Below are 21,860 nucleotides of genomic sequence, written 5' to 3'. Positions count from 1 at the left end.
ACCGCCCCGAGGCCGGGTCCTGCCATGGGGATTGCCCCGGGCGGCGTGCAAGAAGCTTGCCCGGCGGTCCCGGCTTTTTTGTTCGTGGCCCGGTTCCGGCTGCCTACGCCTGCTTGCCGCCGGTCTCTTTCGCTTTTTCCTTGTCCTTGTCCTGCTGCGCCTTCGGCAGCTTGACCTTGGTCACGGTGACCGATACCGGGTCGCTGGCGGGAAAGGACTCCTCGACGCCGCTGTCCAGGGCCTCTTCGCTGGGCGCCTGCTCGACTGGCTTTGCTGGCTCGACCGGAGGCTTGCCGTGGTTCTTGGAGGTGGGAAAGGGGAAAGCTTTTTCCGAAGTCGTCATGGAGGCTCCTCGGCCATGCAAGCCGCTAGGGCTTGCGCGGCTCCTTGTTGGTTTCCGATCGGAGGTCTTCCCGCAACCCGTAGGCCGCGGAACCGTCGTGGCGCGATGCCTCCACGTTCTTGCGCTTGCTCGCCATGCGCTCGGCGGGGGCTGGTGCCGAGTCCTGTTCTCCGGCGGCCGAAGAACTGCTGGTGAACTTTTCTCCCGCGCCGATGTTGTCTGCCCCGCCGCTGGTGGTGGGCCGGGATCCGTCGCCCGAGCCCAGATTTCCGGGTGCTCTGTTCATTTCGTTCGACTCCTGTTCGCTCGGGGAGCAAAGTGGCAATGAATCGATTCTGGGAACTCCGGGGCGCCCGCGCGTAGGACGACGCCAGCGTCCATCAGTCGGAAGCATCCTCGCCTCGGCACCCTTTTCAAAGTGTTGAATGTGTCGGTGCTTCGTATGTGCCGGTACACAACACCTGCTCCGCGGACTCCAAATAGTCCGGCCCATGGGTGCACTATTTAACGTTCGAATGTGATAAATTCACATTTACATACAATCTGACACATCATTACCTTGGCCAGCTGAATGAAAAAGCTCTCGTTTTCGCGCCGGCGCAATGGCTTCACATTGATCGAGGTAATGATCACGGTGGTGATCATCGCGATCCTCGCTTCCATCGCGATACCGAGCTACCAGCGCTACGTGATCCGCGCCAAGCGCTCCGCCGCCCAGGCCCAAATGATGGATATCGCCAACCGGCAGCAGCAATTCCTGCTGGCCAACCGCAGCTACGCCGACAAGACGACGCTGGCGGCCAGTGGCTACTCGCTGCCCGCGGACGTTGCCGCCAACTACGACTACACGATCACCGTAACGACCGATGTTCCGGGCTTTGTCCTGACTTTCACGCCCAGCGGAGCCCAGCAGTCCGACGGCAATATCACCCTCGATAACCAAGGCGCGAAAACGCCGGCCGACAAATGGTGAAGCCGCGTCCGATTGCCACCCAACGCGCCCGCGCGCAACGCGGCGCCACGCTGATCGAAGTGCTGGTCACCCTGCTGATCGTCGCCTTCGGCTTGTTCGGGCTCGTGGGCCTGCAGGCCCGCCTCCAGTCGTCCGAAATGGAGTCTTACCAGCGCTCGCAGGCGCTGATCCTGCTCAACGACATGGCCAGCCGCATTGCAATCAATCGCCGCATGGCCTCCAGCTACGTCACCGCTTCGCCGCTGGGCGCCGGGACCAACTGCCCCACCGGCATGGGCTCGCGCCAGCAGATCGACGCCATGGAATGGTGCAGCGCGCTGCAGGGCGCGGCCGAAACCTCTGGCACCACCAAGCTGGGCGCCATGATCGGCGGGCGGGGTTGCGTGGAGGACTTGGGCAATAACGAGTACCTGATCACCGTCGCCTGGCAGGGCCTCGTGCCCATCGCCGCACCGCCGGAAGGCGTGGCCTGCGGCAAGGACGCGTACGACGTGGCCCCCACGGCGACAACGCCAAGCCCCCAGTGCACGGCCGACAGGTGCCGCCGGGCCGTGACGACGCTCGTGCGCATCGGGACGCTTTCATGATGCGCGCACGCCCGGCAGGAAAAACTCGCCATCTTGTCCGTGCCCCGCAGCACCAGCGCGGCCTGACGCTGATCGAACTGATGGTGTCGGTCACGATCATGCTGATCGTGCTGGCGGCGCTGATTGCGCTGTTCCTCAATGTGAACAACACCCAGCGCGAAATGGTCAAGGTCAACCGCCAGATCGAGGGCGGCCGCCTCAGCGTCTTTGTGCTCGAGAACGAAATCACGCACGCGGGCTTCTGGGAAAACTACATGCCCGAGTTCGACGACCTCACGGTGTCGGGCGTGCCCGCGAAGGTTCCCACCGGCAACGCACCCGATCCGTGCCTGCCCTACTCGGCGGCGAACTGGACGGAAGACTACAAGCGCAGCCTGCTCGACATGCCCGTGCAGGCGTACGACGCCGTGCCCGCCAGCTGCGCCGGCCTGTTGACGAACAAGAAAGCCGACACCGACGTGCTGGTGGTGCGCCATGCCGAGACCTGCATCGCCGGCATGCCGAATTGCGAAGCCGATACACTGGGCAAGCTGTACTTCCAGTCGTCTTTCTGCGGAACGCAGAAGCCGTCCGATTTCGACCTCACCACGGCCGGCTTTGCCACCATGATGAGCAAGAACTGCACGACGCCGTCGCCCAAGCGCAAGTTCATCTCCGACATCTATTACGTGCGCGACTACGCCGAAACGGTCGGCGACGGCATCCCGACCCTGGCGCGTTCGCGCTTCGATCTCTCGGCCACGGGGCTGGCGCAGTTGCCGCCTGTGCCGCTCATCGAAGGTGTCGAGGGCTTTCGCGTGGAACTGGGCCTGGACACGCTGGGCAAGACCGGCGCAGCGGTGAACTACACCCAGGCCATTTCCTGGGCCGACGCGGCCGTCAGGTCCACACCCACCAACCGCGGCGACGGAAGCCCCGACGGCAACTTCGTTCATTGCAGCACGGCTTCGCCCTGCACCGCAGACCAGCTGATCAATGTGGCGGCCGTCAAGCTCTACGTGGTGGCCCGCAGCATCGAGGTGTCTCCGGGCCATACCGATACGCGCACCTACAACCTCGGCAGCGCAACGCTCGGGCCGTTCAACGACCGCTACAAGCGGCATGCCTTCACCACCGCGATCCGCATGACCAACGTGACCGGCCGCAGGGAAACGCCGTGAAGATGCCATCCACGTTCCCCATGCGCCGGCAAGGCGGCGCGGCGTTGATCGTCGGGCTGATCATGCTGGTGCTGATCACCCTTGCCGTCACGGCCGGGTTCACGCTCAGCAACACCAACCTCAAGTCAGTCGGCAACATGCAGAGCCGCAACGAGGCGGTGGCTGCGGCCAACCGCGCCATCGAGGAAGTGGCCTCCTCCCTGCTGCTGCCGGGCGTGGACGGATCGCCTTCGCTGGCCATGCCCCAAGGCACCCAGAGCCAGGTGGACATCAACAACGACGGCACCACCGACTACACCGTGGCCATCGCCGCCCCCACCTGCGTGCGCGCGACCAAGTCGACCGACACGGGTGGCGGCACTGCGGGGCCAGGCGGTATCGGCGGAAATTCATCCACCAGCGGCTCGGGGCTCAATGCCCTGCCCGACCAATACAACACGGTGTGGGACATCAGCACCAGCGTGACCCATGCCGCCAGCGGCACGGTCACGGCGGTACGCCAGGGCGTGCGAGCGCTGCTGACCAAAGAGCAATTCGAAGCCCTGTGCTCGTAGGCCAGACCCCGCACATCTACTGCGAATGATCACGACGATGAACGGATCGACATCATGAAAAAGAACTTCTTCCGGCCGCTCTGGGCCGCCGCGCTGCTGATGTTCGGCCTTACCGCAGCGCAGGCGGAAGACATCGATCTTTTCGTCGGCTACAACCAGACCGTGACGGACGCGCCGAACGTGCTGTTCGTGCTGGACAACACGGCCAACTGGAACCAGCCTTTCACCGCTGAGATCAACGCGCTGGCCAGCGCCTTCGAGAGCCTGCCAACCGGCAAGTTCAAGGTCGGCGTGATGATGTTCAGCGAGACGGGCGGAGGCAACTCCAACATCGACGGTGCATATTTGCGCGCCGGCGTGCGCTTGATGGACGACGCCAACAGGGAAAAATACGGTGCGCTGATCCGCAGCCTGGGCAAGCTCGAGGACAAATCCAACGGCGGCAAGGCCGGCAAGATGATGGCGGAGGTCTACCGCTATCTTGCAAGCGGCGCGCCCATGGGCGGCAACAACAAGGCGAAGGCCGACTACGCAGGCAATGTCTTCGGTACCGCCGCGTCGAAGGCCATCTATGCGCTGCCGGGCAATCCGCTGTCGGCGATCAACAGCAACACCTACATCGGCCCGAACACCACCAACTGCATCGGCACCTACGTCATCTACATCAGCAACGGCGCCGCGCAAGACAACAACAGCGACACCACGACCTCCACCAACGCCCTGCGCGCGGCCGGAGGCACCACCACCATGATTCCGCTGAGCCCGAGCGGCTCGCAAGACAACGTGGCAGACGAATGGGCCAAGTTCCTGCAGACCAGCATGGGCGTGAAGGTCTACACCGTTGAAGCGGCCAAGGCCACCGGCGGCCAGGGGCCGGGCTGGAGCGCGCTGCTCAAGAGCATGGCCGGCCAGAGCAAGGGCGAGTACTACGACCTCAGCGCCAAGGTCGACCTGGGCCTGGCGCTCAAGGAAGCGCTGGACGACATCTTCAGCAAGATCCAGTCGGTCAACAGCGTGTTCTCCTCGGTGAGCCTGCCCGTGAGCGTGAACACGCAGGGCACCTACCTGAACCAGGTGTTCGTGGGCATGTTCCGCCCTGACGATTCCGCCTATCCGCGCTGGAACGGCAATCTCAAGCAGTACAAGCTCGGCCTGGACACCAACAACCAGCTGATCCTGCAGGACGCGGCCGGAACCAATGCCATCAACAACCAGACCGGCTTCATCGCGCCCTGCGCGCGAAGTTTCTGGACACCCGCGCCAAGCACCACCGATGCCTACTGGAGCTTCCGGCCTGCGGGTGACTGCCTCGGCAAGGAGGCCGCCGAGAGCCCCGACGGCAATGTGGTCGAAAAAGGCGCGCAAGGCTACATGCTGCGGCAGGTGCTCACGGCCGACCGCAACGTGAAGACCTGCGCAGCGGACGACTGCTCGATCCTGACGAGCTTTGCCACCGGCAACACGGCGGGCATCACCAAAGAGGCGCTCGGCGTGCCAACCGACGCCGAGCGCACCACGCTGATCGAGTGGCTTCGCGGCCTGGACAACAAGGGTGACGAGCGGCGTGCTGCGGACGGCACGCCCCTCACCTCCGCCACGGCCATGCGCCCTTCGGTGCACGGCGACGTGGTGCACTCGCGCCCGGTGGCCATCAACTACGGCAGCGACGACCAGCCGGAGGTGGTGGTGTTCTACGGTGCCAACGACGGCATGCTGCGTGCCGTCAACGGCAACCAGAGCGCCGCCATCGGCTCCGCGGCGCCCGGCAGCGAGATGTGGTCCTTCGTGCCGCCGGAGTTCTACGGCAGCATCAAGCGGCTGTACGACAACACCAAGCGCATCAACTTTCCCGGCTTGCCGGTCAGCGTGGGCGCCACCGCCCCCAAGCCCTACGGCATGGATGGCGCCATGGCAGCCTACCGCCAAGGCAATGAAGCCTGGCTCTACGCGAGCATGCGCCGCGGCGGCCGCCTGGTCTATGCCTTCGATGTGTCGAACCCCGCCTCGCCCATCCTCAAGTGGCGCAGGGGCTGCCCGAACCAGGACGACGACGTCGGCTGCGACACGGGTGCCAACGACATGACCGGCATCGGCCAGACCTGGTCGGCACCGAAGATCGTCAAGTCGGCCGGCTACGGTTCGGGCAGCTCGCCCATGGTGATGTTCGGCGGCGGCTACGACAAGTGCGAAGACGTCGACACCACCGCTGCGGCCCAGGCCTGCGGCGCGGCCGCCAAGGGCAACAAGGTCTACGTGCTCGACGCCAGCACCGGCAACGTGCTGAAGACCTTCACCACCGACCGCGGCGTCACCGGCGAAGTCACCGTCGTGAACGACAGCGCGGGCCTGGCCAAGATGGCCTATGCGGCCGACCTGGGCGGCAACGTCTATCGCATTGCCATCGGTGCTGCCGCGCCGGGCAGCTGGACGATGACCAAGATCGCCTCGCTCGGCTGCGACGTCGCGAGCACCACCTGCACGCCCAACCGCAAGTTCATGTTCGGGCCCGACGTGGTCGAAGACAACGGCATGAACGTGCTGCTGCTGGGTTCGGGCGACCGCGAAAAGCCGCTGCGCTCCTACTCGGCCGCGGTCAGCGTCTCCAACCGCTTCTACATGATGGTGGACAAACCCGCCGACGCAACCTGGCTCACCAACGAATCGGGCAACTGCGACGGCAGTTCGCTGCTGTGCCACGGCTCGCTGCTGGCCATTACCGGCACTGATGCGCCTTCGCCCACCGCCCTGGCGGCCAAGAAGGGCTGGTACCTGGTGCTCGCGCCGGGCGAACAGGTGGTGACCTCGTCCGTCACCGCTTATGGCAACACCACCTTCAACACCCACACGCCCACCGATCCGACCGTGCGCCAGTCGTGCCGCGCCGACCTGGGCACCGCCAACGTCTACAACCTGGCCTACCTGAACGCCGGTGCGCAGGGCGCACGGTTCCAGAACGTGGTCGGCGGCGGCCTCGCGCCCTCGCCCGTGGTCGGCCGCGTCATGGTGAACGGCAGCTTCCGCGACGTGGTGATCGGCGCCAACCCCGACTCGTTCCTGAGCCCGAAGGGCGCTGCGGTGAAGACCGCCTTCACGCAGCCCAAGGGCCGCGTCTACTGGTTCATCCAGAAGTAACAAGGTGGGCAAGGTGCAGACAACCGCCGGCATGCGCGCACGCGGCTTCACGCTCGTCGAGCTGATGGTCACCGTCGTGGTGCTCGTGGTGCTGGTGTCGGTGGCGGTTCCCTCCTTCGACAACATCCAGCTTTCGAGCCGGCTGACCTCCTACTCGACCGATCTCGTGGCCGGCAGCCAGCTGGCGCGCAGCGAAGCCATCAAGCGCAACGCGCCCGTGACGCTGTGCGCCTCGTCCAACGGCACGGCCTGTGCCACCAACGGCCAATGGGAAGCCGGCTGGATCGTCGTCAGCAACAGCGGGCAGGTCATCCAGAAGCAGCCCGCCACCGCCAGCGGCTACCAGATGCGCGACAGCGGCGGTCTCAGCGCCCTTAGCTTCGAGGCCACCGGCGTCGGCGGCACCGCGGCCAACATCACGATCTGCCGCGCCAGCCCCGTGGGTACCCAGGAGCGCGTGGTCAAGATCAGCGCGACGGGGCGTTCCTCGATCGCGCGGACCACCGCAGGCAGCTGCGGCGCGTGAATGAGGTCTTTTTTGTGCGATCCTCGGCGATGCGGACAATAGTGCACTGATACGGGGCTTGCGGGCCTTGCCATTTCGGTCCACCGTAACGCGATTGCATTACACCAGCAGTAAATACGCTTCATCTCATGGAACACCAGTTGGACTGGGCACTTGCCGCCTGCGCCCGCATCATGCGGCCAGTGGTGAGGCTCGCCCTGGCCATGGGGGTGAAACATCCGCACCTGGAAGTCTTGCTGCGCGACCTGCTTCTGGAGGAAGCCACGCGCTCCTGGCGCAAGCAGGGCGTGGCAAAGCCCAATATCAGCCAGCTGTCGGTCACGACCGGGCTGAACCGCAAGGCCGTGACCGCCAAGGTCCGCGAAACCGTGGACGCCCTGCCCCACACGGAAATATCGGCCGCGGCCAAGACCTTCACGCTGTGGCTGCAGATGGTGTCCGAAAACCAGGCCTACCAGCGGTTGCCGATTACCGCCGACGACGTGGACATGCCCTCCTTCGAAACCGTGGCCAAGCTTGGCAGCCGCGGCAATGTGCACCATCGCACCATCCTCGACGAGCTGGTGCGCCTGAACATGGTGGCCGAACAGAACGGCTGTGCCGAGCTCAAGGTCGACGGCTTCGTGCCGGAGGGCGACCTGCAGGCCATGCTGGCATTTCTGGGAGACAACGGCCGCGACCACCTGCTGGCCGCGGTGTCCAACACCCTTGGCGAGCAGCCGCGCATGCTCGAGCGTGCGGTCTATGCGCGCGGCCTGGGGCTGCAGGATTGCGAGAATATCCATCAACTGGTGCGCGAACGCTGGTCCGCCCTGCACCATGAACTGGCGGGCGAAATGACACGCGCCGTCAACCGGGCCCCGAGCGGCGCCAAAGGGCGCATCCGGGTCGGGATCTACACCTATTATGAAGACGACGCGGCGCCGCTTCCGCCGGTCGTCGCCCCCAAGCGGGAAGAGAGCACTTCATGAAAAACCACAACCGATGGATGCGCGGCATCCTCCTCGCCGGAGCCATGGCCTTGCTGCTCTCGTGCGGCGGCGGCGGTGGCGGCGGAAGTGCCGTGGGGAGCGTGGGCTTTGGCGGCAGTTCGGCCGTGGGCAGCGGAAGCGACAACTCCGGCGGCGCGGGCACGGGCAGCAGCAGCACCGGCACCGGCACCGGCACTGCGGGCGGGGCCGACGGCTCGGGAAGCACAGGCGGCGGCACGAGCGGCGGAACCGATGGCACGAGCACGGCCGGCAACAGCAGTGGCGACGGCGTGGGATCGGGCGGCACCGGCGTGAGCACCGCCGACGCGACCGGCGTCGGTTCCGTGGGCGGACTGGGGAGCATCATCTTGAACGGCGTGCGCTACAACACGGACGCCGCCAACTTCAGCCTCGAAGACACCAGCGAGCTGCAGATCGGCATGAGCGTGCGCATTGCCGGCAAGATCGACAGCGAATTCACCGCGGCCACGGCGCAGCAGGTCGTTTCGGCGGCCGAACTGCGCGGTGCCGTGTCGGCCATCGACCTCGCGGGCGGCAGCTTCGTCGTCATGGGCACCACGGTCACCACCGACAACGCCACCGTGTGGAGCGGTGCCAACAGCCTGAATCAGGTTCCGGCCGGCAGCGTGGTGCAGGTCTGGGGCCTGCCCTCCGCGCCGGGCACCTTGCGTGCCACGCGCGTCGACCTGAATCCCGCTTCGGCCGAACCGCTGGTCACCGGATTCGTGCAAAACCTGGACAGGTTGAGAACGAGCTTCACGCTCGGTCAGCTCACCGTCCAGTACGGCGACGCCGCGTTCTTGAACGGCATCGACGAATCCACGCTGGCCGAGGGCGCGATCGTTCGCGTGCGCGGCAACGCGACGCCGGTTGCGGGCAACTTCAACGCAACCAAGGTGCAGGGCTGGTACGCCATACCGACGCAAAACGCCGCGGCGGTGCAGCTCGCGGGTGTCGTCACCAACTACAACGGGATCGACGACCTCAAGGTGCTGGGTACAGCGATCAACGCGTCGAATGCGCAGATTCCGCCCGGCCAGTTGACTTCGATCGGCAACGGCGTCAAGGTGGAAGTCGACGGCTTCATGAACAACGGCGTTCTGGTCGCGAAAAAGCTGCGCGTCCGCAACGTCCCGGGCGCCGGCGGGCCGGTCGATTTCACGCTGATCGGGGCCATAGGCGGCTACCAACCCCCTGCGGATTTCCGGGTTCAGGGCCGCCAGGTGAACGCCGGCCGCCCCGGAACCGCCTTTGAAGGCGGAACAATCGCTGAGTTGGCCAACGGCCGCCGCGTGACCGTGGTCGGCGACACGGTCGAAAACGGCGTGCTCATCGCGAAGCGCGTCAGCTTCACGCCCTGACGCCCTGCCACGCAGGCGCGCCGTCCAGCCGGCCGGCGCCTGCCCCAAAAACGCCCGAGAAAAGCCAGGGGTTGCATTTGCACCTCCGGCTCGATCGCGGCATCCTGTGAGCTGAGCGCGACGAAAAAGAAGAAGAACGGCCCTGTTCGAACAATCTCTTTTTCGAAAGGTTTGGAATGAACCCCGATCTTGAACTCAGGCACGAGGTCTTCGCCCAGTTGAACTGGGACCCGGCGGTGGTGGGATGCGATGTCGACGTGTGCGTAGAAGGCGGCGTGGTCACCTTGCAGGGCATGCTTGCCAGCGAAGGCCTGAAGACCGCCGTGGAGCGCGCCGTGCGCCGGGCCGAAGGCATCGGCACCATCGTGAACCAGCTGACCACTGTTGACGCGCATCAAGCCGTTGCACCGCCCAAGCCTTGACACTTCGGGTGCCAACCCGAAGAAAGCAGCCCATGCCTCTCACCTCCCCGCCTGCGGCCGAGCAGGACTTTTCACTGCTCGACGCCTGGTGGCGCGCAGCCAACTACCTGTCCGTGGGCCAGATCTACCTGATGGACAACCCCTTGCTTCGCGACAAGCTCGACCTGTCTCACATCAAGCCGCGCCTCCTGGGGCACTGGGGCACGACGCCGGGCCTCAACTTCGTCTATGCGCACATGAACCGCGTCATCAAGGCCCGCGAGCTCGACGCCCTGTTCATTGCGGGACCCGGCCACGGCGGCCCGGGCGTGGTGGCCAATACGTACCTCGAAGGCACCTACAGCGAGGTGTATCCCCATGTCGGCCAAAGCGCGGAAGGGCTGAAGCGGCTCTTCACGCAGTTCTCGTTTCCGGGCGGCATTCCGAGCCACGTGGCGCCTGAAACACCGGGCTCCATCCACGAAGGCGGAGAGCTCGGCTATTCGCTGCTGCACGCGTATGGCGCCGTGTTCGACAACCCCGGCCTGCTCGCCTGCTGCGTGGTCGGCGACGGCGAGGCGGAAACCGGCGCACTCGCGGCAAGCTGGCATTCCAACAAGTTCCTGAACCCGGCAACCGACGGTGCCGTGCTGCCGGTGCTGCATCTCAACGGCTACAAGATCGCCGGGCCCACGGTGCTCGCGCGCATCGGCGACGAAGAGCTGGCGCAGCTGATGCGAGGCTACGGCTACGAGCCCTCTTTCGTGGCCGGGCATGAACCCGCGCAGATGCACCGCCTGATGGCGGCCGCGCTCGACAAGGCGCTCGACGACATCCACGCCATCCAGGCGCGGGCCCGGAAAGACGGGTTCCGCGAGCGGCCGCGCTGGCCGATGATCGTGCTGCGCTCGCCCAAAGGCTGGACCGGGCCGCGGCAGGTGGACGGCGTGCCGGTCGAAGGCACCTTCCGCTCCCACCAGGTGCCGTTGACGGGCTTTGCCGGCAAGCCCGGCCACGTCGGCCTGCTCGAAGACTGGATGCGCAGCTACCGGCCGGAGGAACTGTTCGATGCCGACGGCGCGCTGCGGCCCGAAATTGCCGCGCTCGCACCCGAGGGGCCGAAGCGCATGAGCGCCAATCCGCATGCCAACGGCGGCCTGCTGCTCAGGGACCTGGCGATGCCGCCGTTTCGCGAGCATTCGGTGGCCGTCGATGCGCCCGGTGCGGCGGACGCGGAGGCCACGCGCGTCGCGGGCCGGTTCCTGCGCGATGTGATGCGGCTCAACGCAGCGGCGCGCAATTTCCGTGTGATGGGGCCGGACGAAACCACGTCGAACCGGCTCGGCGACCTGTTCGAGGTCACCGGCCGAACTTCAACCGCCGAGATCCTGCCCGGCGACGACCACGTGTCGCCCGACGGCCGGGTGATGGAGGTGCTCAGCGAACACCTTTGCCAGGGCTGGCTCGAAGGCTACCTGCTCACCGGGCGCCACGGCTTCTTTTCATGCTACGAGGCGTTCATCCACATCATCGATTCGATGTTCAACCAGCATGCCAAGTGGCTCAAGGTGACACGCGGCATCGGCTGGCGGCGGCCGATAGCCTCGCTGAACTACCTGCTCACCAGCCACGTCTGGCGGCAGGACCACAACGGTTTCAGCCACCAGGACCCGGGCTTTCTCGACCATGTGGTGAACAAGAAGGCCGAGGTGGTGCGCGTGTACCTGCCGCCCGATGCGAACACGCTGCTTTCGGTGGTGGACCACTGCCTGCGCAGCCGCAACTACGTGAACGTGATCGTGGCCGGCAAGCAGCCCGGCCCGCAGTGGCTGGACATCGAGGCTGCGGTGCGCCATTGCTCCGTGGGCCTGGGCATCTGGACCTGGGCCAGCAACGACGAAGGCGCCGTGCCCGACGTGGTCATGGCCTGCGCGGGCGACGTGCCCACGCTGGAAGCAATGGCCGCCGTCGACCTGCTGCGCGAGATGCTCCCGGAGCTGAAGGTGCGCGTGGTGAACGTGGTCGACCTGATGGCGCTGCAGTCGCCGGGCGCTCATCCGCACGGGCTTTCGGATGCGGACTTCGATTCGATCTTCACCACCGACCGCCCGGTGATCTTCGCCTTCCATGGCTACCCGTCGCTGATCCACCGGCTCACGTACAAGCGCACGAACCACGACAACTTTCATGTGCACGGCTACTGCGAGGAAGGCACCACCACCACGCCGTTCGACATGACCGTGCTCAACCGGCTGGACCGCTTTCACCTGGCCGCCGATGCCATCGACCGCGTCGAGCGCGTTCGCAACAGCGCGGGCCACGTGCAGCAGCACCTGCGCGACAAGCTGCTGGAGCACCGCGCCTACATCACCGTTCACGGCAAGGACATGCCGGAAATCGAAGACTGGCGCTGGGCGCGCTGAGCCGCAACAGAGAAGAAGCAGCCAGACTCAGGCCACTCAGGCCGCCTGCACCGACACGGCGCCGATGGCGTCGTTCTCGGCGTCGCTGAGCCAGCGCCGCTTGTCGCGCAGCGGCGGCGCGCCGAACATGCGGCCGTACTCGCGGGCAAACTGCGACGGGCTTTCGTAGCCCACGCTGTGCGCCGCGCTCGCCACGTCGGCGCCGGCCATCAGCATCTGGCGGCGTGCCTCCTGCAGGCGAAGCTGCTTCTGGTACTGCAGCGGGCTCATGGCCGTCACGGCCTTGAAGTGATGGTGGAACGACGACACGCTCATGTGCACCGCGCGTGCCATGTCCTCAATCCGCAGCGACTGCGCATAGTTGATGCGCAGCGCGCTGATGGCCTTGGCAATGCGCTGGGTGTGGCTGTCCTGCAGCGCAATCTGCCGCAGCCGCGCGCCCTCGCCGTTCACCAGCAGGCGGTACATGATCTCGCGCTTGATGAGCGGCGCCATGATCGGCACGTCCTCCGGCGTTTCGACCAGCCGCAGCAGCCGCAGCACCGGCTCCAGCACCGGCATGGCGATGCGGTTGACGTACATGCCGCGCGACGCGGGCGCATTGGCCTTCGCGGGCAGCTTCTCGTCGCCGATGAGTTTGCCGATCTCGTCGATGGCCAGCTCCAGCCGCACGCCGAGGTAGGGCTCGTTGTCGCTCGTCAGGCGCACCTGACCGCACACCGGCAGGTCGACCGAGGTCACCAGGTAGTGCATCGGGTCGTACACGTAGATGTCGTCGCCCACGATGATGCGCTTGGAGCCCTGCGCAATCAGCCCGAGCGCGGGGGTGGCGAAGGCGTGCTTGGGACCGTCCGGCTTGCTGATGCAGAACACCTGCAGGCCGGCCACCGGCGTTTCCACAGTGCCGTCCTGCCCGCGCGTGATGCGGTTGATCAGCGCCACCAGTTCCTTCCTGGCTTCGTCGAGTTCGGGATCCAGCGGCATCGGCTGGGCAATGGCGGCAGCGATTTCGGGTGTTTCTTGGGGCATGTTCGGGGCCTTGTCACGGGTTGGGCCGCGGTGGCGGCCGGCGTGGAGGATCGGGTGGTTCAAAGCTTAGCGCCGCTCCCATGAATCTGCACGGGCCGGACAGGAGGTCTGGAGAAATAGGCAAAGACTTTGCAGGAACGCGCTCGCCATGCCTGGTGCCGCGGCCGGATACTTTTGCAGCCGCAGGGGCTTTCGGCCCCTTCGAGTGCAACCGATCCAAAGGACATCTCTCATGCAGTACCGCAAATTCGGCCGCACCGGCCTCTTCGTTTCCGAACTCTGCCTCGGCACCATGACTTTCGGCGGCGCCAGCGGCATCTGGGGCCAGATCGGCAACCTCCAGCAAGCCGAGGCGGAACGCCTGGTCGGCCGGGCGCTGGACGCCGGCATCAACTTCATCGACACCGCCGACGTGTACTCCGAAGGCCTCTCGGAAACCATGACCGGCCAGGCCCTGAAGAACCTCAAGGTGCCGCGCGAGAACGTCGTCGTGGCGACCAAGGTTTTCGGCGAAACCGGCAAAACTCCCAATGCGGCCGGCGCCTCGCGCTATCACATCATGGACGGCGTGAAGGCCAGCCTCAAGCGCCTGCAGCTGGACCACATCGACCTGTACCAGATCCATGGCTTCGACCCGGTCACGCCCATCGAGGAAACCGTGCGCGCGCTGGACAACCTGGTGCAGCAAGGCCATGTGCGCTACGTGGGTGTTTCGAACTGGGCCGCCTGGCAGATCATGAAGGCGCTGGGCATCGCCGAGCGCCAAGGGCTTGCGCGCTTCGAATCGCTGCAGGCCTACTACACCATTGCCGGGCGCGACCTGGAGCGGGAGCTGGCGCCGATGCTGCAGAGCGAAAACCTCGGCCTGATGGTCTGGAGCCCGCTGGCCGGCGGCCTGCTGAGCGGCAAATACGGCCGCCATGTCGAAGCGGGCGAGGCAGAAAAGGGCAGCCGCCGCGCCAGCTTCGACTTTCCGCCCGTGAACGTCGAGCGCGCCTATGACTGCATCGACGCAATGCGCCAGCTGGCCGAAGCGCGCAAGGTGTCGGTCGCGCAGATCGCACTGGCGTGGCTGCTGCACCAGCCGGTGGTGACCAGCGTGATCGCCGGCGCCAAGCGCGTTGCGCAGCTGGACGACAACATTGCCGCCACCGCCATCCGGCTCGATGCCGAAGAGCTGGCCCTGCTCGACAAGGTGAGCGCGCTGCCGTCCGAGTACCCGGGCTGGATGCTCGAACGCCAGGGCGGCGCACGGGCGAAGCGCCTCGCCGAATCAGGCCAGCGCGGCTGAGTGGTCGAATCAGGCCAGCGCGGCTGAGTGGTCGAATCGGGCCAGCGCGGCTGACCGGTGCGCGGCGTGGGCCGCGGTGGCGCGCAATGCGCGCAGGTCGATGTGCTGCGCGGCGCTTTCCGCTGAGGGCTCGGCCAGGTGCGGCACCACGCCGAGCAAGGGCGCGCCGAGCCGGCTGCGCAGCGTCTGCAGGTTGGCCTCGGGTGCCAGCATCCCCGGCTCGGTGACACTCGCGATCCATCCCGCCAGTACGAGGCCACGCGCCCGGATGGCTTCCGCCGTGAGCAACGCGTGGTTCAGGCAGCCGAGCCGCAGCCCGACCACGAGGATCACCGGCAGGCCCAGCGCCACGGCCAGGTCGGCGCTGTCGAGGTCGTCGCCGAACGGCACGCAGAACCCGCCCACGCCTTCGACGACCACCGCGTCGGCGCACTGCGACAGCGCCGCGAAGGCCGACAGCAGCGGCGGCAACTCGATGCGCACGCCCTCCTCCCTCGCCGCCAGGTGCGGCGACATCGGCGCGCGCAGCAGGTACGGGCAGCGCAAGGCTTGCGGCGTATCGACGTTGCCGGCGGCGCGCAACTGCTCGACATCTTCGTTTTGCCAGACGCCATCGACCTGCTCCAGCCCCGCGGCCACCGGCTTCATGCCGACCGCCCGCAGGCCCGATTCGGCCAGCAAGCTCAGCATCGCACTGCTGACCAGCGTCTTGCCCACGCCCGTGTCGGTGCCCGTGACGAACCAGCGGCGGTGCGTCATGCGGCCTCCTTCCACGGCTGCGCCAGTGCCTCGCCCAAGGCATCGATCAGCCGCGCCACGTCGGCCTCGCTGTGGCTGGCCGACAGCGTGATCCGCAGCCGCGCGGTGCCGGCGGGCACGGTCGGCGGGCGGATCGCACCCACGCGCAGGCCGCGGGCATCGAGCTGCGCCATGGTCTGCATGGCGCGCGCGTTGTCGCCGACGATCAGCGGCTGGATGGCGGTGGGCGAATCCGGCAGCCAGGCGCTGCCGTCCGGCGGCAGGATGGCCTCGAGGCCCCGGCGCAGTTGCCCGATGCGCGCCTTCAAACTGGCGCGGCGCACGTTGCCTTCTTCGCCTTCGATCAGCGTCAGGCTCGCGAGCAGCGCGTGCGCAATGGCCGGCGGCGCCGCGGTGGTGAAGATGTACGGCCGCGCCCGCTGCACAAGGTAGTCGATGACGGTGCGATGCGCCGCCACGAACGCGCCCGACACCCCGGCCGCCTTGCCCAGCGTGCCGATGAGCACCAGCCGTTCCGAGCGCAGGCCCATCGCCTGCAGCACGCCCCGGCCGGTGTCGCCGAGCACGCCGAAGCCGTGTGCGTCGTCGAGCACCAGCCAGGCGTCATGGCGCTCGGCCAGCGCGAGCAATCCGGCCACGGGCGCGATGTTGCCGTCCATGCTGAAGACCGCATCGCTCACGATGAGCTTGACCGGCGCATCGCAGGCACCGAGCTGCGCATCGAGCGCGGCCACGTCGCAATGCGGATAGCGCTCGACCCGCGCCTTGGCCAGCCGCGCGCCGTCGATCAGCGAGGCGTGGTTGAGCGACTCGGAAAAGATCACCGCCTCCGCGCCGCCCAGCGCCGACAGCACCGCGAGGTTGGCCATGTAGCCCGTGCAGAAGAACAGGCTGCGCGCCTCCGGGATGAACGGCGCCATCCAGCCGGCCAGCCGCTCCTCGAGCTCGGCGTGCGCGCGCGAATGGCCGAGGATCAGGTGCGAGCCGCCGCTGCCCGTGCCGTAGCGTGCCGCGCCTTCGGCCAGTGCGGCGGCCAGCGCCGGATGCGCGGCGAGGCCGAGGTAGTCGTTGCTGCTGAAGCCGAGCATGGTGCGCTGCGCGCTCGCACCGGCCAGCGTCAGCGATTGCTCGGGTGCGCAGGCCGTTTCGGCGATCTGCCGGCGGCGGCGCAGCGACTGCGCGTCGAGCGCGGTGATCTCGTCCTGCAGGCGTTCAAGCAAGCGCAGCATCGCGGCCCCCTTCTGCATGGTCTGCTCGGGTGGAGGCGGCCACCGCCTGTAGCGTGGCCAGCGTGCCGTCGACCAGCAGGTCGATGTCGCCGTCGCCGATCGCATAGGGCGGCATGAGGTAGACGGTCGCGCCGATCGGCCGCATCAGCAGTCCGTTCGCCCGTGCGGCCAGGTGAAAGCGCTCCGCGAACCGGGCACCGGGCTCACGCACGTCGAAGGCCGTGATCATTCCGCGCTGGCGCAGGTGATCGACGGGCATGCCGCGGAGCCCTTCGCGCAACCGGCCGATCAACCGTTCGGCGCGGCCGCGGTTGCGCCGCAATGCGTCTTCTCGCTCGAACAGGTCGAGTGTCGCGAGCGCGGCGCGGCAGGCCAGCGCGTTGCCGGTGTAGGAATGGGAATGCAGAAAGCTGCGCGCCACGTCGTCGTCCACGAAACCTTCGTAGATCTCATCGCGCGTCATCACCAGCGCAAGCGGCAGGTAGCCGCCGCTGATGCCTTTGGAAAGGCACAGGAAATCGGGCCAGATGCCGGCTTGCTCGCACGCAAAGAAGCTGCCGGTGCGCCCGCACCCCACCGCAATTTCGTCGGCGATGAGGTGCACGCCGTATCGGTCGCACAGCGCGCGCACGAGGCGCAGGTATTCGGGGTCGTGCATTGCCATGCCGGTGGCGCATTGCACCAGCGGCTCGACGATCACGGCTGCAATCGATGCATGCCGTTCGGCGAGCAGCGCTTCGAGTTCGGCGGCGGCGCGCCGCGCGACGGCGGCTGCGTCCTCGCCCGGCAATGCGGCCCGTGCATCGGGCGATGCGACGAGGTGCGCATTGGCAAGAAGCGGCGCGTAGGCGTCGCGGAACACCGGCACGTCGGTCACATGCAGCGCGCCCAGCGTTTCGCCGTGGTAGCCGTGCCGCAGCGCGACGAAGTTCTGCTTGCCGCTGCGACCCGCATTGCGCCACGCATGAAAGCTCATTTTCAACGCGATCTCCACGGCCGAGGCGCCATCGGAGGCATAGAAGCAGTGGCCCAGCGCATGGCCGGTCCGCGCGGCGAGCCGCTCGGCCAGCTCGACGGCCGGCGCGTGCGTGCAGCCCGCGAGCATCACGTGCGAGAACGTGTCGATCTGCTCCTTCAATGCGGCATTGATGGCCGGGTGCGCATGCCCGAAGAGATTGACCCACCACGAACTCGTGGCGTCGAGGTAGCGGCGTCCGTCGTGGTCGAACAGCCAGACGCCCTCGCCCCGCGCAATCGGCAAGGGCGGAACCGCTTCGAGCCGGATGCTCTGCGTGCACGGGTGCCACACATGGCGCCGGCTGCGCTGCTGCCAGTCGGCGTTTTTCGACGCTGCGGAGGTCGAGAGAGAAGCAATCGTTGGCGGCATCCGCGCATCCTTTGTGGGGGCAAGGCGCGGGATCGTATCGGCGCAAATCCAGCGCGGCAAACTGCCGGCGCGGGTGTGAGATGACCCGCACTTGAACGACGTTGGCCGGCGTAGGCCGCTCGTTCAAATCAACCTCGCGCAACAGGGCGGCTTCGCGTGCGGAGGCCACCCCGAAGGGAGAACGCAAGTTGTCTTACCGACGACAAAGATAGCGGTGGAATATCGAGTTCTCACCCCCTGCAAGGCAGCTATTCTTGTTATCGGACGGCTTGATGGCCGATTTCGACTATTGGCAAATCGGGGGCCGGCCAGCGCGCTGCTTTCACCTCCGGGCCTTGCCCGGCATGAGGCTTGGACGACGCCTGCCGTGGGTCTACTCCCACATCATGGGGCGTGCGCTGCGCGGACAAATAAATGTCCATCCATTCTTTTGAAGGAGCAGCCCATGTCCAAGACGAACCCCAACACGCCCGATGAGCGTGGTTCGTTGCCTCCGCAGCACAACAAGGCGGGCAACCAGAGCCCGACGCCGCGCAACGAGCCGCGCCGGACCGTCGAAAGCCGCCACGACCGCGAAAGCCACGTCGGCGGCAGCAACCAGAGCCAGTCCCGGCGGGGCGGCGGGGCGCATTGATGGCGTCTGCGTGAACAGTGCCCGCTGGGAGCGCACGCCACGCCACCCGGTCTTTGAGCCTGCCGCGAAAAAGCCCGCGGCCAGGCCCGCCGCAAGTCACCCGCGCCGCCGCGTGCGCATGGTGATCGAATAGCGCAGGGCCTCGGTCGGCGCAATGCTGTGCTGCCATGCCCAGCGCGCTTCGCCGCGCAGCATGTAGATGGAGCGCGGCTCCATCAGCAACTGAAGGCTGGCGGGGGCGGTGGCACTCGCCGGCGGATACGGCCGCAGTTGTATCACCGCGTCACTCAACAGCGAAACCCCGACGATGTCCTCGAAATCGGGCACGTCGCGGTGCCAGCCGAGCGGCGTGCCGGGCCGGTATTCGGCTACCAGCACGTGCGTGAAATCTTCGGGTGCCATGCCCATCCATGCGGCGACCCTGGCGCGCAACGGATGGAGCACCTCCGGCAGCGCACCACCGGGCCGCAGGCGGTGGTTGGCGAAGTCGTAGCTGCCGCCAAAGCTGATGCCGCGGCGGCGCGCGGTGTATTCCTTGTAGCGCATCTCCCGGAGCTGAAAGCCCCGCACGATGCCCAGCAGCTCTTCTTCCTCGGCACGCGTGAGAAATTCGTGCTGGTACCGCAGGCCCTCGATGGCGGCCGCGGGTACGTCGCCGAACAGATCGGGTTCGTCGGCCAGCTGAATGCGCTTAGCGGACCGCATCGAAGTCTTCCCATTCTTGCGCCGAGCTGCCGCCCAGCCGCAGCTCCCACCAGGGCGGCAACAGTTGCCGGATTTCGGCGCGCGCAAATCGGTCGTCCAGCAGATGCAGCACGCCCCGGTCCTGTTCGGTGCGAATGACCCGGCCGGCCGCCTGCACTACTTTTTGCAGGCCCGGATAGAGATAGGTGTACTCGTAGCCCTTGCCGAAGCGCGCCTGCATGCGTTCGCGGGTGATTTCGTTCAGGGCGTTGTACTGCGGCAGGCCCAGGCTCGCGACAAAAGCGCCGATCAGGCGGCTGCCGGGCAAGTCGATGCCTTCGCCGAATGCGCCGCCGAGCACGGCAAAGCCGATGCCGCGGCCGCCCTCCTCGAAGCGCGCGAGAAAGTCGTGGCGCTCGGCTTCGGCCATGCCGCGCGTCTGCGTCCACACCGGCACGCCGGGGTGCTTCGCCAGGAAAGCCGCGCAGGCTTTTTCCAGGTAGTCGAAGCTGCTGAAGAACGCAAGATAGTTGCCGGGCAGGCGCTCGAACTGGGCGCCGATGATCTCGGCCACGCTGCGCAGAGAGCCGGCGCGGTCGCGGAACCGCGTCGACACGTTCATGGCCACCTCGACGCGCAGCTGCTGGCTCCGGAATGGCGACGCCACATCGAGCAGCACCGTTTCCGGCGGCAGCCCGAGCGCATCGCGGTAGAACCCGAACGGCGACAGGGTGCCCGAAAAGCAGGTGACGGAGGCGGCATCCGCAAAGCGCGCTTCGAGGAACGGCGCCGGCACCAGGTTGCGGATGGCCAGGCTGCGCTGCTGCTGGTCGTGCGCGGGACCCAGGGTGCGCTCGAAAACCGAATGGTCGTCGAACGACTCGGCCAGCCGGGCGAACTGCAGCGCGTCGAAGAAGAAGCGCTGCAGCGGCCCCTGCACGGCGTCGGGCGTGGCCGCGAAGTACTCGCCCATGGCCATGTTGGCGGCCTGCAGCGCGCGTGCAAAGCGCTCGGGAATTTCGTCGGCGGTGTCGTAAGGCTCAGTTTGCGATTGCTGCACCGTGTCCCATTCGCGGTAGAGCCGCCCCAGCGGGCCGCGCACCGCCGCGGGCGCCACGCGGTGGGCTTCTTCCAGCGCAACGCCGTCGAGCTGGGCGGTGTACATGCCGCGCGCACGCTCCAGCAGGTTGTGCGCCTCGTCGACCAGCACGGCTGCGCCCCACTCGGCGTCTTTCATGGTGGCGTAGAGAAAGGCGCTGCCGTCGAAATAGTAGTTGTAGTCGCCCACGATCACGTCGGACCAATGCGCCATTTCCTGCGCCAGGAAATAGGGGCACACGGTGTGCGCCAGCGCAATCTGCCGCAGCGCCTGCCGGTCGAGCCGGGCTGCCCGCGCGGCCTCTTCCCGCGCCGCGGGCAGGCGGTCGTAGAAGCCTTTCGCGAGCGGACATGAATCGCCGTTGCAGGCGCGGTCGGGGTATTCGCAGACCTTCTCGCGCGCCGTGAGTTCGAGCACGCGCACCTGCGCGCGCCCTTTGCCCAGCACGTGCAAGGCGTCCAGCGCCACGGCACGGCCGGAGGTCTTGGCTGTGAGAAAGAAAATCTTGTCGATCTTTTGCGCCGCCCGCGCCTTCAGCAACGGAAAGATGGTGGCCAGCGTCTTGCCGATGCCGGTGGGCGCCTGCGCCATCAGGCAGCGCCCGTTCACGCCCGCGCGGTAGACGGCCTCGGCCAACTCCCGCTGGCCCGGGCGGAATGCGCCGTGGGGAAATTCGAGCCGGCCGAGCGCGTCTTCGAGCGCGGCACGATGCGCCGCTTCGCTTTGCGCCCATGCGCTGTAGCGTGCGCACAAAAGCTCGAAGTGCGCCTGCAGCGCAGCCCGGTCGTGCCGCTCTTCCAGCACGGTTTCCTCGCCGGTGGCGAGGTCGAGGTAGACCAGCGCCACGGCGATGTGTTCGTACCCGTGCATCTCGCACAGCATCCAGGCGTAGGTGCGAGCCTGGGCCCAGTGCAGCGCCCGGTGGTTGCCGCGAATGGCGTCGAAGTCGCCGCGGAAGGTCTTGATTTCTTCGACGCGGGGTTCGCGCGGGTCATGCCCGTCGGCGCGGCCGCGCACCTTGAGTGCACCCCAGTGCGAGACCAGCGGCACCTCGCTCTGGTAGGTGTCGCCGCGCCGCCCCTGCACGAGCGCGTGGCCGGCCATGCCCTCGAGCGCGCTGGGCGCAGGCACGAAACGCAGGTCGAGGTCGCCCGCCTTGGCGCCGAAGGCGCACAGCGCCTTGACGGAGACCGTGCGCGCATCGAGCGAATCGGCCACCCCGTTCTGCGGCTTGATCGAAGGGTTTGCGGTCACTTGGCGTACTGTATGAAACAACAGTATAACGGCGGCCATTTC

At 66.9% G+C, this 21,860-nt stretch carries 20 protein-coding genes; 12 read left to right on the top strand and 8 right to left on the bottom strand.

From position 1 onward, the window contains the following. Positions 1-103: 103 nt before the first annotated feature. Together ABIC94_RS05730 and ABIC94_RS05725 are read right to left on the bottom strand one after the other, a co-directional pair. A complete protein-coding gene (locus ABIC94_RS05730) occupies positions 104-343 on the bottom strand; it encodes a hypothetical protein (RefSeq protein WP_354371986.1) in 240 nt (79 codons plus the stop codon). 25 nt (positions 344-368) lie between these two features. Continuing rightward, positions 369-629, bottom strand: coding sequence for a hypothetical protein (locus ABIC94_RS05725; RefSeq protein ID WP_354371984.1), 261 nt, complete (start codon positions 627-629; stop codon positions 369-371). Between the two features lie 285 nt (positions 630-914). On the opposite strand from ABIC94_RS05725, the gene ABIC94_RS05720 reads away from it, so the two are divergent. The 10 genes from ABIC94_RS05720 to ABIC94_RS05675 all read left to right on the top strand — a co-directional run bounded on the left by ABIC94_RS05720 (position 915) and on the right by ABIC94_RS05675 (position 12,452). Next, positions 915-1,316, top strand: coding sequence for a type IV pilin protein (locus ABIC94_RS05720; protein WP_354371983.1), 402 nt, complete (start codon positions 915-917; stop codon positions 1,314-1,316). Continuing rightward, positions 1,310-1,903, top strand: a complete 594-nt coding sequence (locus ABIC94_RS05715; RefSeq protein WP_354371981.1) for a prepilin-type N-terminal cleavage/methylation domain-containing protein — start codon at positions 1,310-1,312, stop codon at positions 1,901-1,903. The genes ABIC94_RS05720 and ABIC94_RS05715 overlap by 7 nt, the downstream gene beginning before the upstream one ends. Further along, entirely contained in the window at positions 1,900-3,063 is a 1,164-nt protein-coding gene (locus tag ABIC94_RS05710; protein WP_354371979.1) for a PilW family protein, read from the top strand. The genes ABIC94_RS05715 and ABIC94_RS05710 overlap by 4 nt, the downstream gene beginning before the upstream one ends. A 2-nt stretch (positions 3,064-3,065) precedes the next feature. Beyond that, entirely contained in the window at positions 3,066-3,617 is a 552-nt protein-coding gene (locus tag ABIC94_RS05705; protein WP_354372043.1) for a pilus assembly PilX family protein, read from the top strand. Positions 3,618-3,671: 54 nt separating this feature from the next. Next, on the top strand, positions 3,672-6,749 hold the full coding sequence (locus ABIC94_RS05700; protein ID WP_354371978.1) for a pilus assembly protein: 3,078 nt from the start codon (positions 3,672-3,674) through the stop codon (positions 6,747-6,749). A 13-nt stretch (positions 6,750-6,762) separates the two neighbouring features. Next, entirely contained in the window at positions 6,763-7,275 is a 513-nt protein-coding gene (locus ABIC94_RS05695) for a GspH/FimT family pseudopilin (protein ID WP_354371977.1), read from the top strand. 128 nt (positions 7,276-7,403) lie between these two features. Next, positions 7,404-8,246 carry a DUF6502 family protein gene (locus ABIC94_RS05690; protein ID WP_354371975.1) on the top strand — a complete coding sequence of 281 codons (843 nt, stop codon included), beginning with the start codon at positions 7,404-7,406 and terminating at the stop codon, positions 8,244-8,246. After that, positions 8,243-9,628: a DUF5666 domain-containing protein gene (locus ABIC94_RS05685; protein ID WP_354371974.1), complete on the top strand. Its 1,386-nt coding sequence runs from the start codon at positions 8,243-8,245 to the stop codon at positions 9,626-9,628. The genes ABIC94_RS05690 and ABIC94_RS05685 overlap by 4 nt, the downstream gene beginning before the upstream one ends. A 176-nt stretch (positions 9,629-9,804) precedes the next feature. Continuing rightward, on the top strand, positions 9,805-10,050 hold the full coding sequence (locus ABIC94_RS05680) for a BON domain-containing protein (RefSeq protein WP_354371973.1): 246 nt from the start codon (positions 9,805-9,807) through the stop codon (positions 10,048-10,050). Positions 10,051-10,082: 32 nt separating this feature from the next. Next, on the top strand, positions 10,083-12,452 hold the full coding sequence (locus ABIC94_RS05675) for a phosphoketolase family protein (RefSeq protein WP_354371972.1): 2,370 nt from the start codon (positions 10,083-10,085) through the stop codon (positions 12,450-12,452). Positions 12,453-12,488: 36 nt separating this feature from the next. On the opposite strand, the gene ABIC94_RS05670 is transcribed toward ABIC94_RS05675, so the two are convergent. After that, positions 12,489-13,481 (bottom strand): AraC family transcriptional regulator, encoded by a 993-nt coding sequence (locus ABIC94_RS05670; protein WP_354371971.1) that lies wholly within the window; start codon positions 13,479-13,481, stop codon positions 12,489-12,491. Positions 13,482-13,713: 232 nt separating this feature from the next. On the opposite strand from ABIC94_RS05670, the gene ABIC94_RS05665 reads away from it, so the two are divergent. Continuing rightward, positions 13,714-14,772 carry an aldo/keto reductase gene (locus tag ABIC94_RS05665; protein ID WP_354371969.1) on the top strand — a complete coding sequence of 353 codons (1,059 nt, stop codon included), beginning with the start codon at positions 13,714-13,716 and terminating at the stop codon, positions 14,770-14,772. Positions 14,773-14,781: 9 nt separating this feature from the next. On the opposite strand, the gene bioD is transcribed toward ABIC94_RS05665, so the two are convergent. From bioD to bioA, 3 genes are read right to left on the bottom strand one after another with little or no spacing between them, the layout of a single operon-like run. Further along, positions 14,782-15,531, bottom strand: a complete 750-nt coding sequence (gene bioD, locus ABIC94_RS05660; RefSeq protein WP_354371968.1) for a dethiobiotin synthase — start codon at positions 15,529-15,531, stop codon at positions 14,782-14,784. Then, positions 15,528-16,760 (bottom strand): 8-amino-7-oxononanoate synthase, encoded by a 1,233-nt coding sequence (gene bioF, locus ABIC94_RS05655; RefSeq protein WP_354371966.1) that lies wholly within the window; start codon positions 16,758-16,760, stop codon positions 15,528-15,530. Before bioF ends, bioD begins: the two co-directional genes overlap by 4 nt. Continuing rightward, complete coding sequence (bioA, locus tag ABIC94_RS05650) at positions 16,744-18,147, bottom strand: adenosylmethionine--8-amino-7-oxononanoate transaminase (protein WP_354371965.1); 1,404 nt, start codon at positions 18,145-18,147, stop codon at positions 16,744-16,746. Before bioA ends, bioF begins: the two co-directional genes overlap by 17 nt. A gap of 445 nt (positions 18,148-18,592) precedes the next feature. On the opposite strand from bioA, the gene ABIC94_RS05645 reads away from it, so the two are divergent. Continuing rightward, positions 18,593-18,781, top strand: coding sequence for a hypothetical protein (locus tag ABIC94_RS05645; RefSeq protein ID WP_354371964.1), 189 nt, complete (start codon positions 18,593-18,595; stop codon positions 18,779-18,781). 96 nt (positions 18,782-18,877) lie between these two features. Here the strand turns inward: ABIC94_RS05645 and ABIC94_RS05640 are convergent, their stop codons facing one another. Both ABIC94_RS05640 and ABIC94_RS05635 read right to left on the bottom strand, forming a co-directional pair. Further along, positions 18,878-19,486: an alpha-ketoglutarate-dependent dioxygenase AlkB gene (locus tag ABIC94_RS05640; protein WP_354371963.1), complete on the bottom strand. Its 609-nt coding sequence runs from the start codon at positions 19,484-19,486 to the stop codon at positions 18,878-18,880. Next, positions 19,473-21,857, bottom strand: a complete 2,385-nt coding sequence (locus ABIC94_RS05635; RefSeq protein ID WP_436317939.1) for a helicase C-terminal domain-containing protein — start codon at positions 21,855-21,857, stop codon at positions 19,473-19,475. The genes ABIC94_RS05640 and ABIC94_RS05635 overlap by 14 nt, the downstream gene beginning before the upstream one ends. Positions 21,858-21,860: the final 3 nt, after the last annotated feature.

Origin of the sequence: Variovorax paradoxus, assembly GCF_040544635.1 — a bacterium.
GTDB classification, from domain to species: Bacteria; Pseudomonadota; Gammaproteobacteria; order Burkholderiales; family Burkholderiaceae_C; genus Variovorax; species Variovorax paradoxus_R.
The sequence above is the reverse complement of the archived record's forward strand: the minus strand, read 5'-3'. Positions and strand labels throughout refer to the sequence as shown.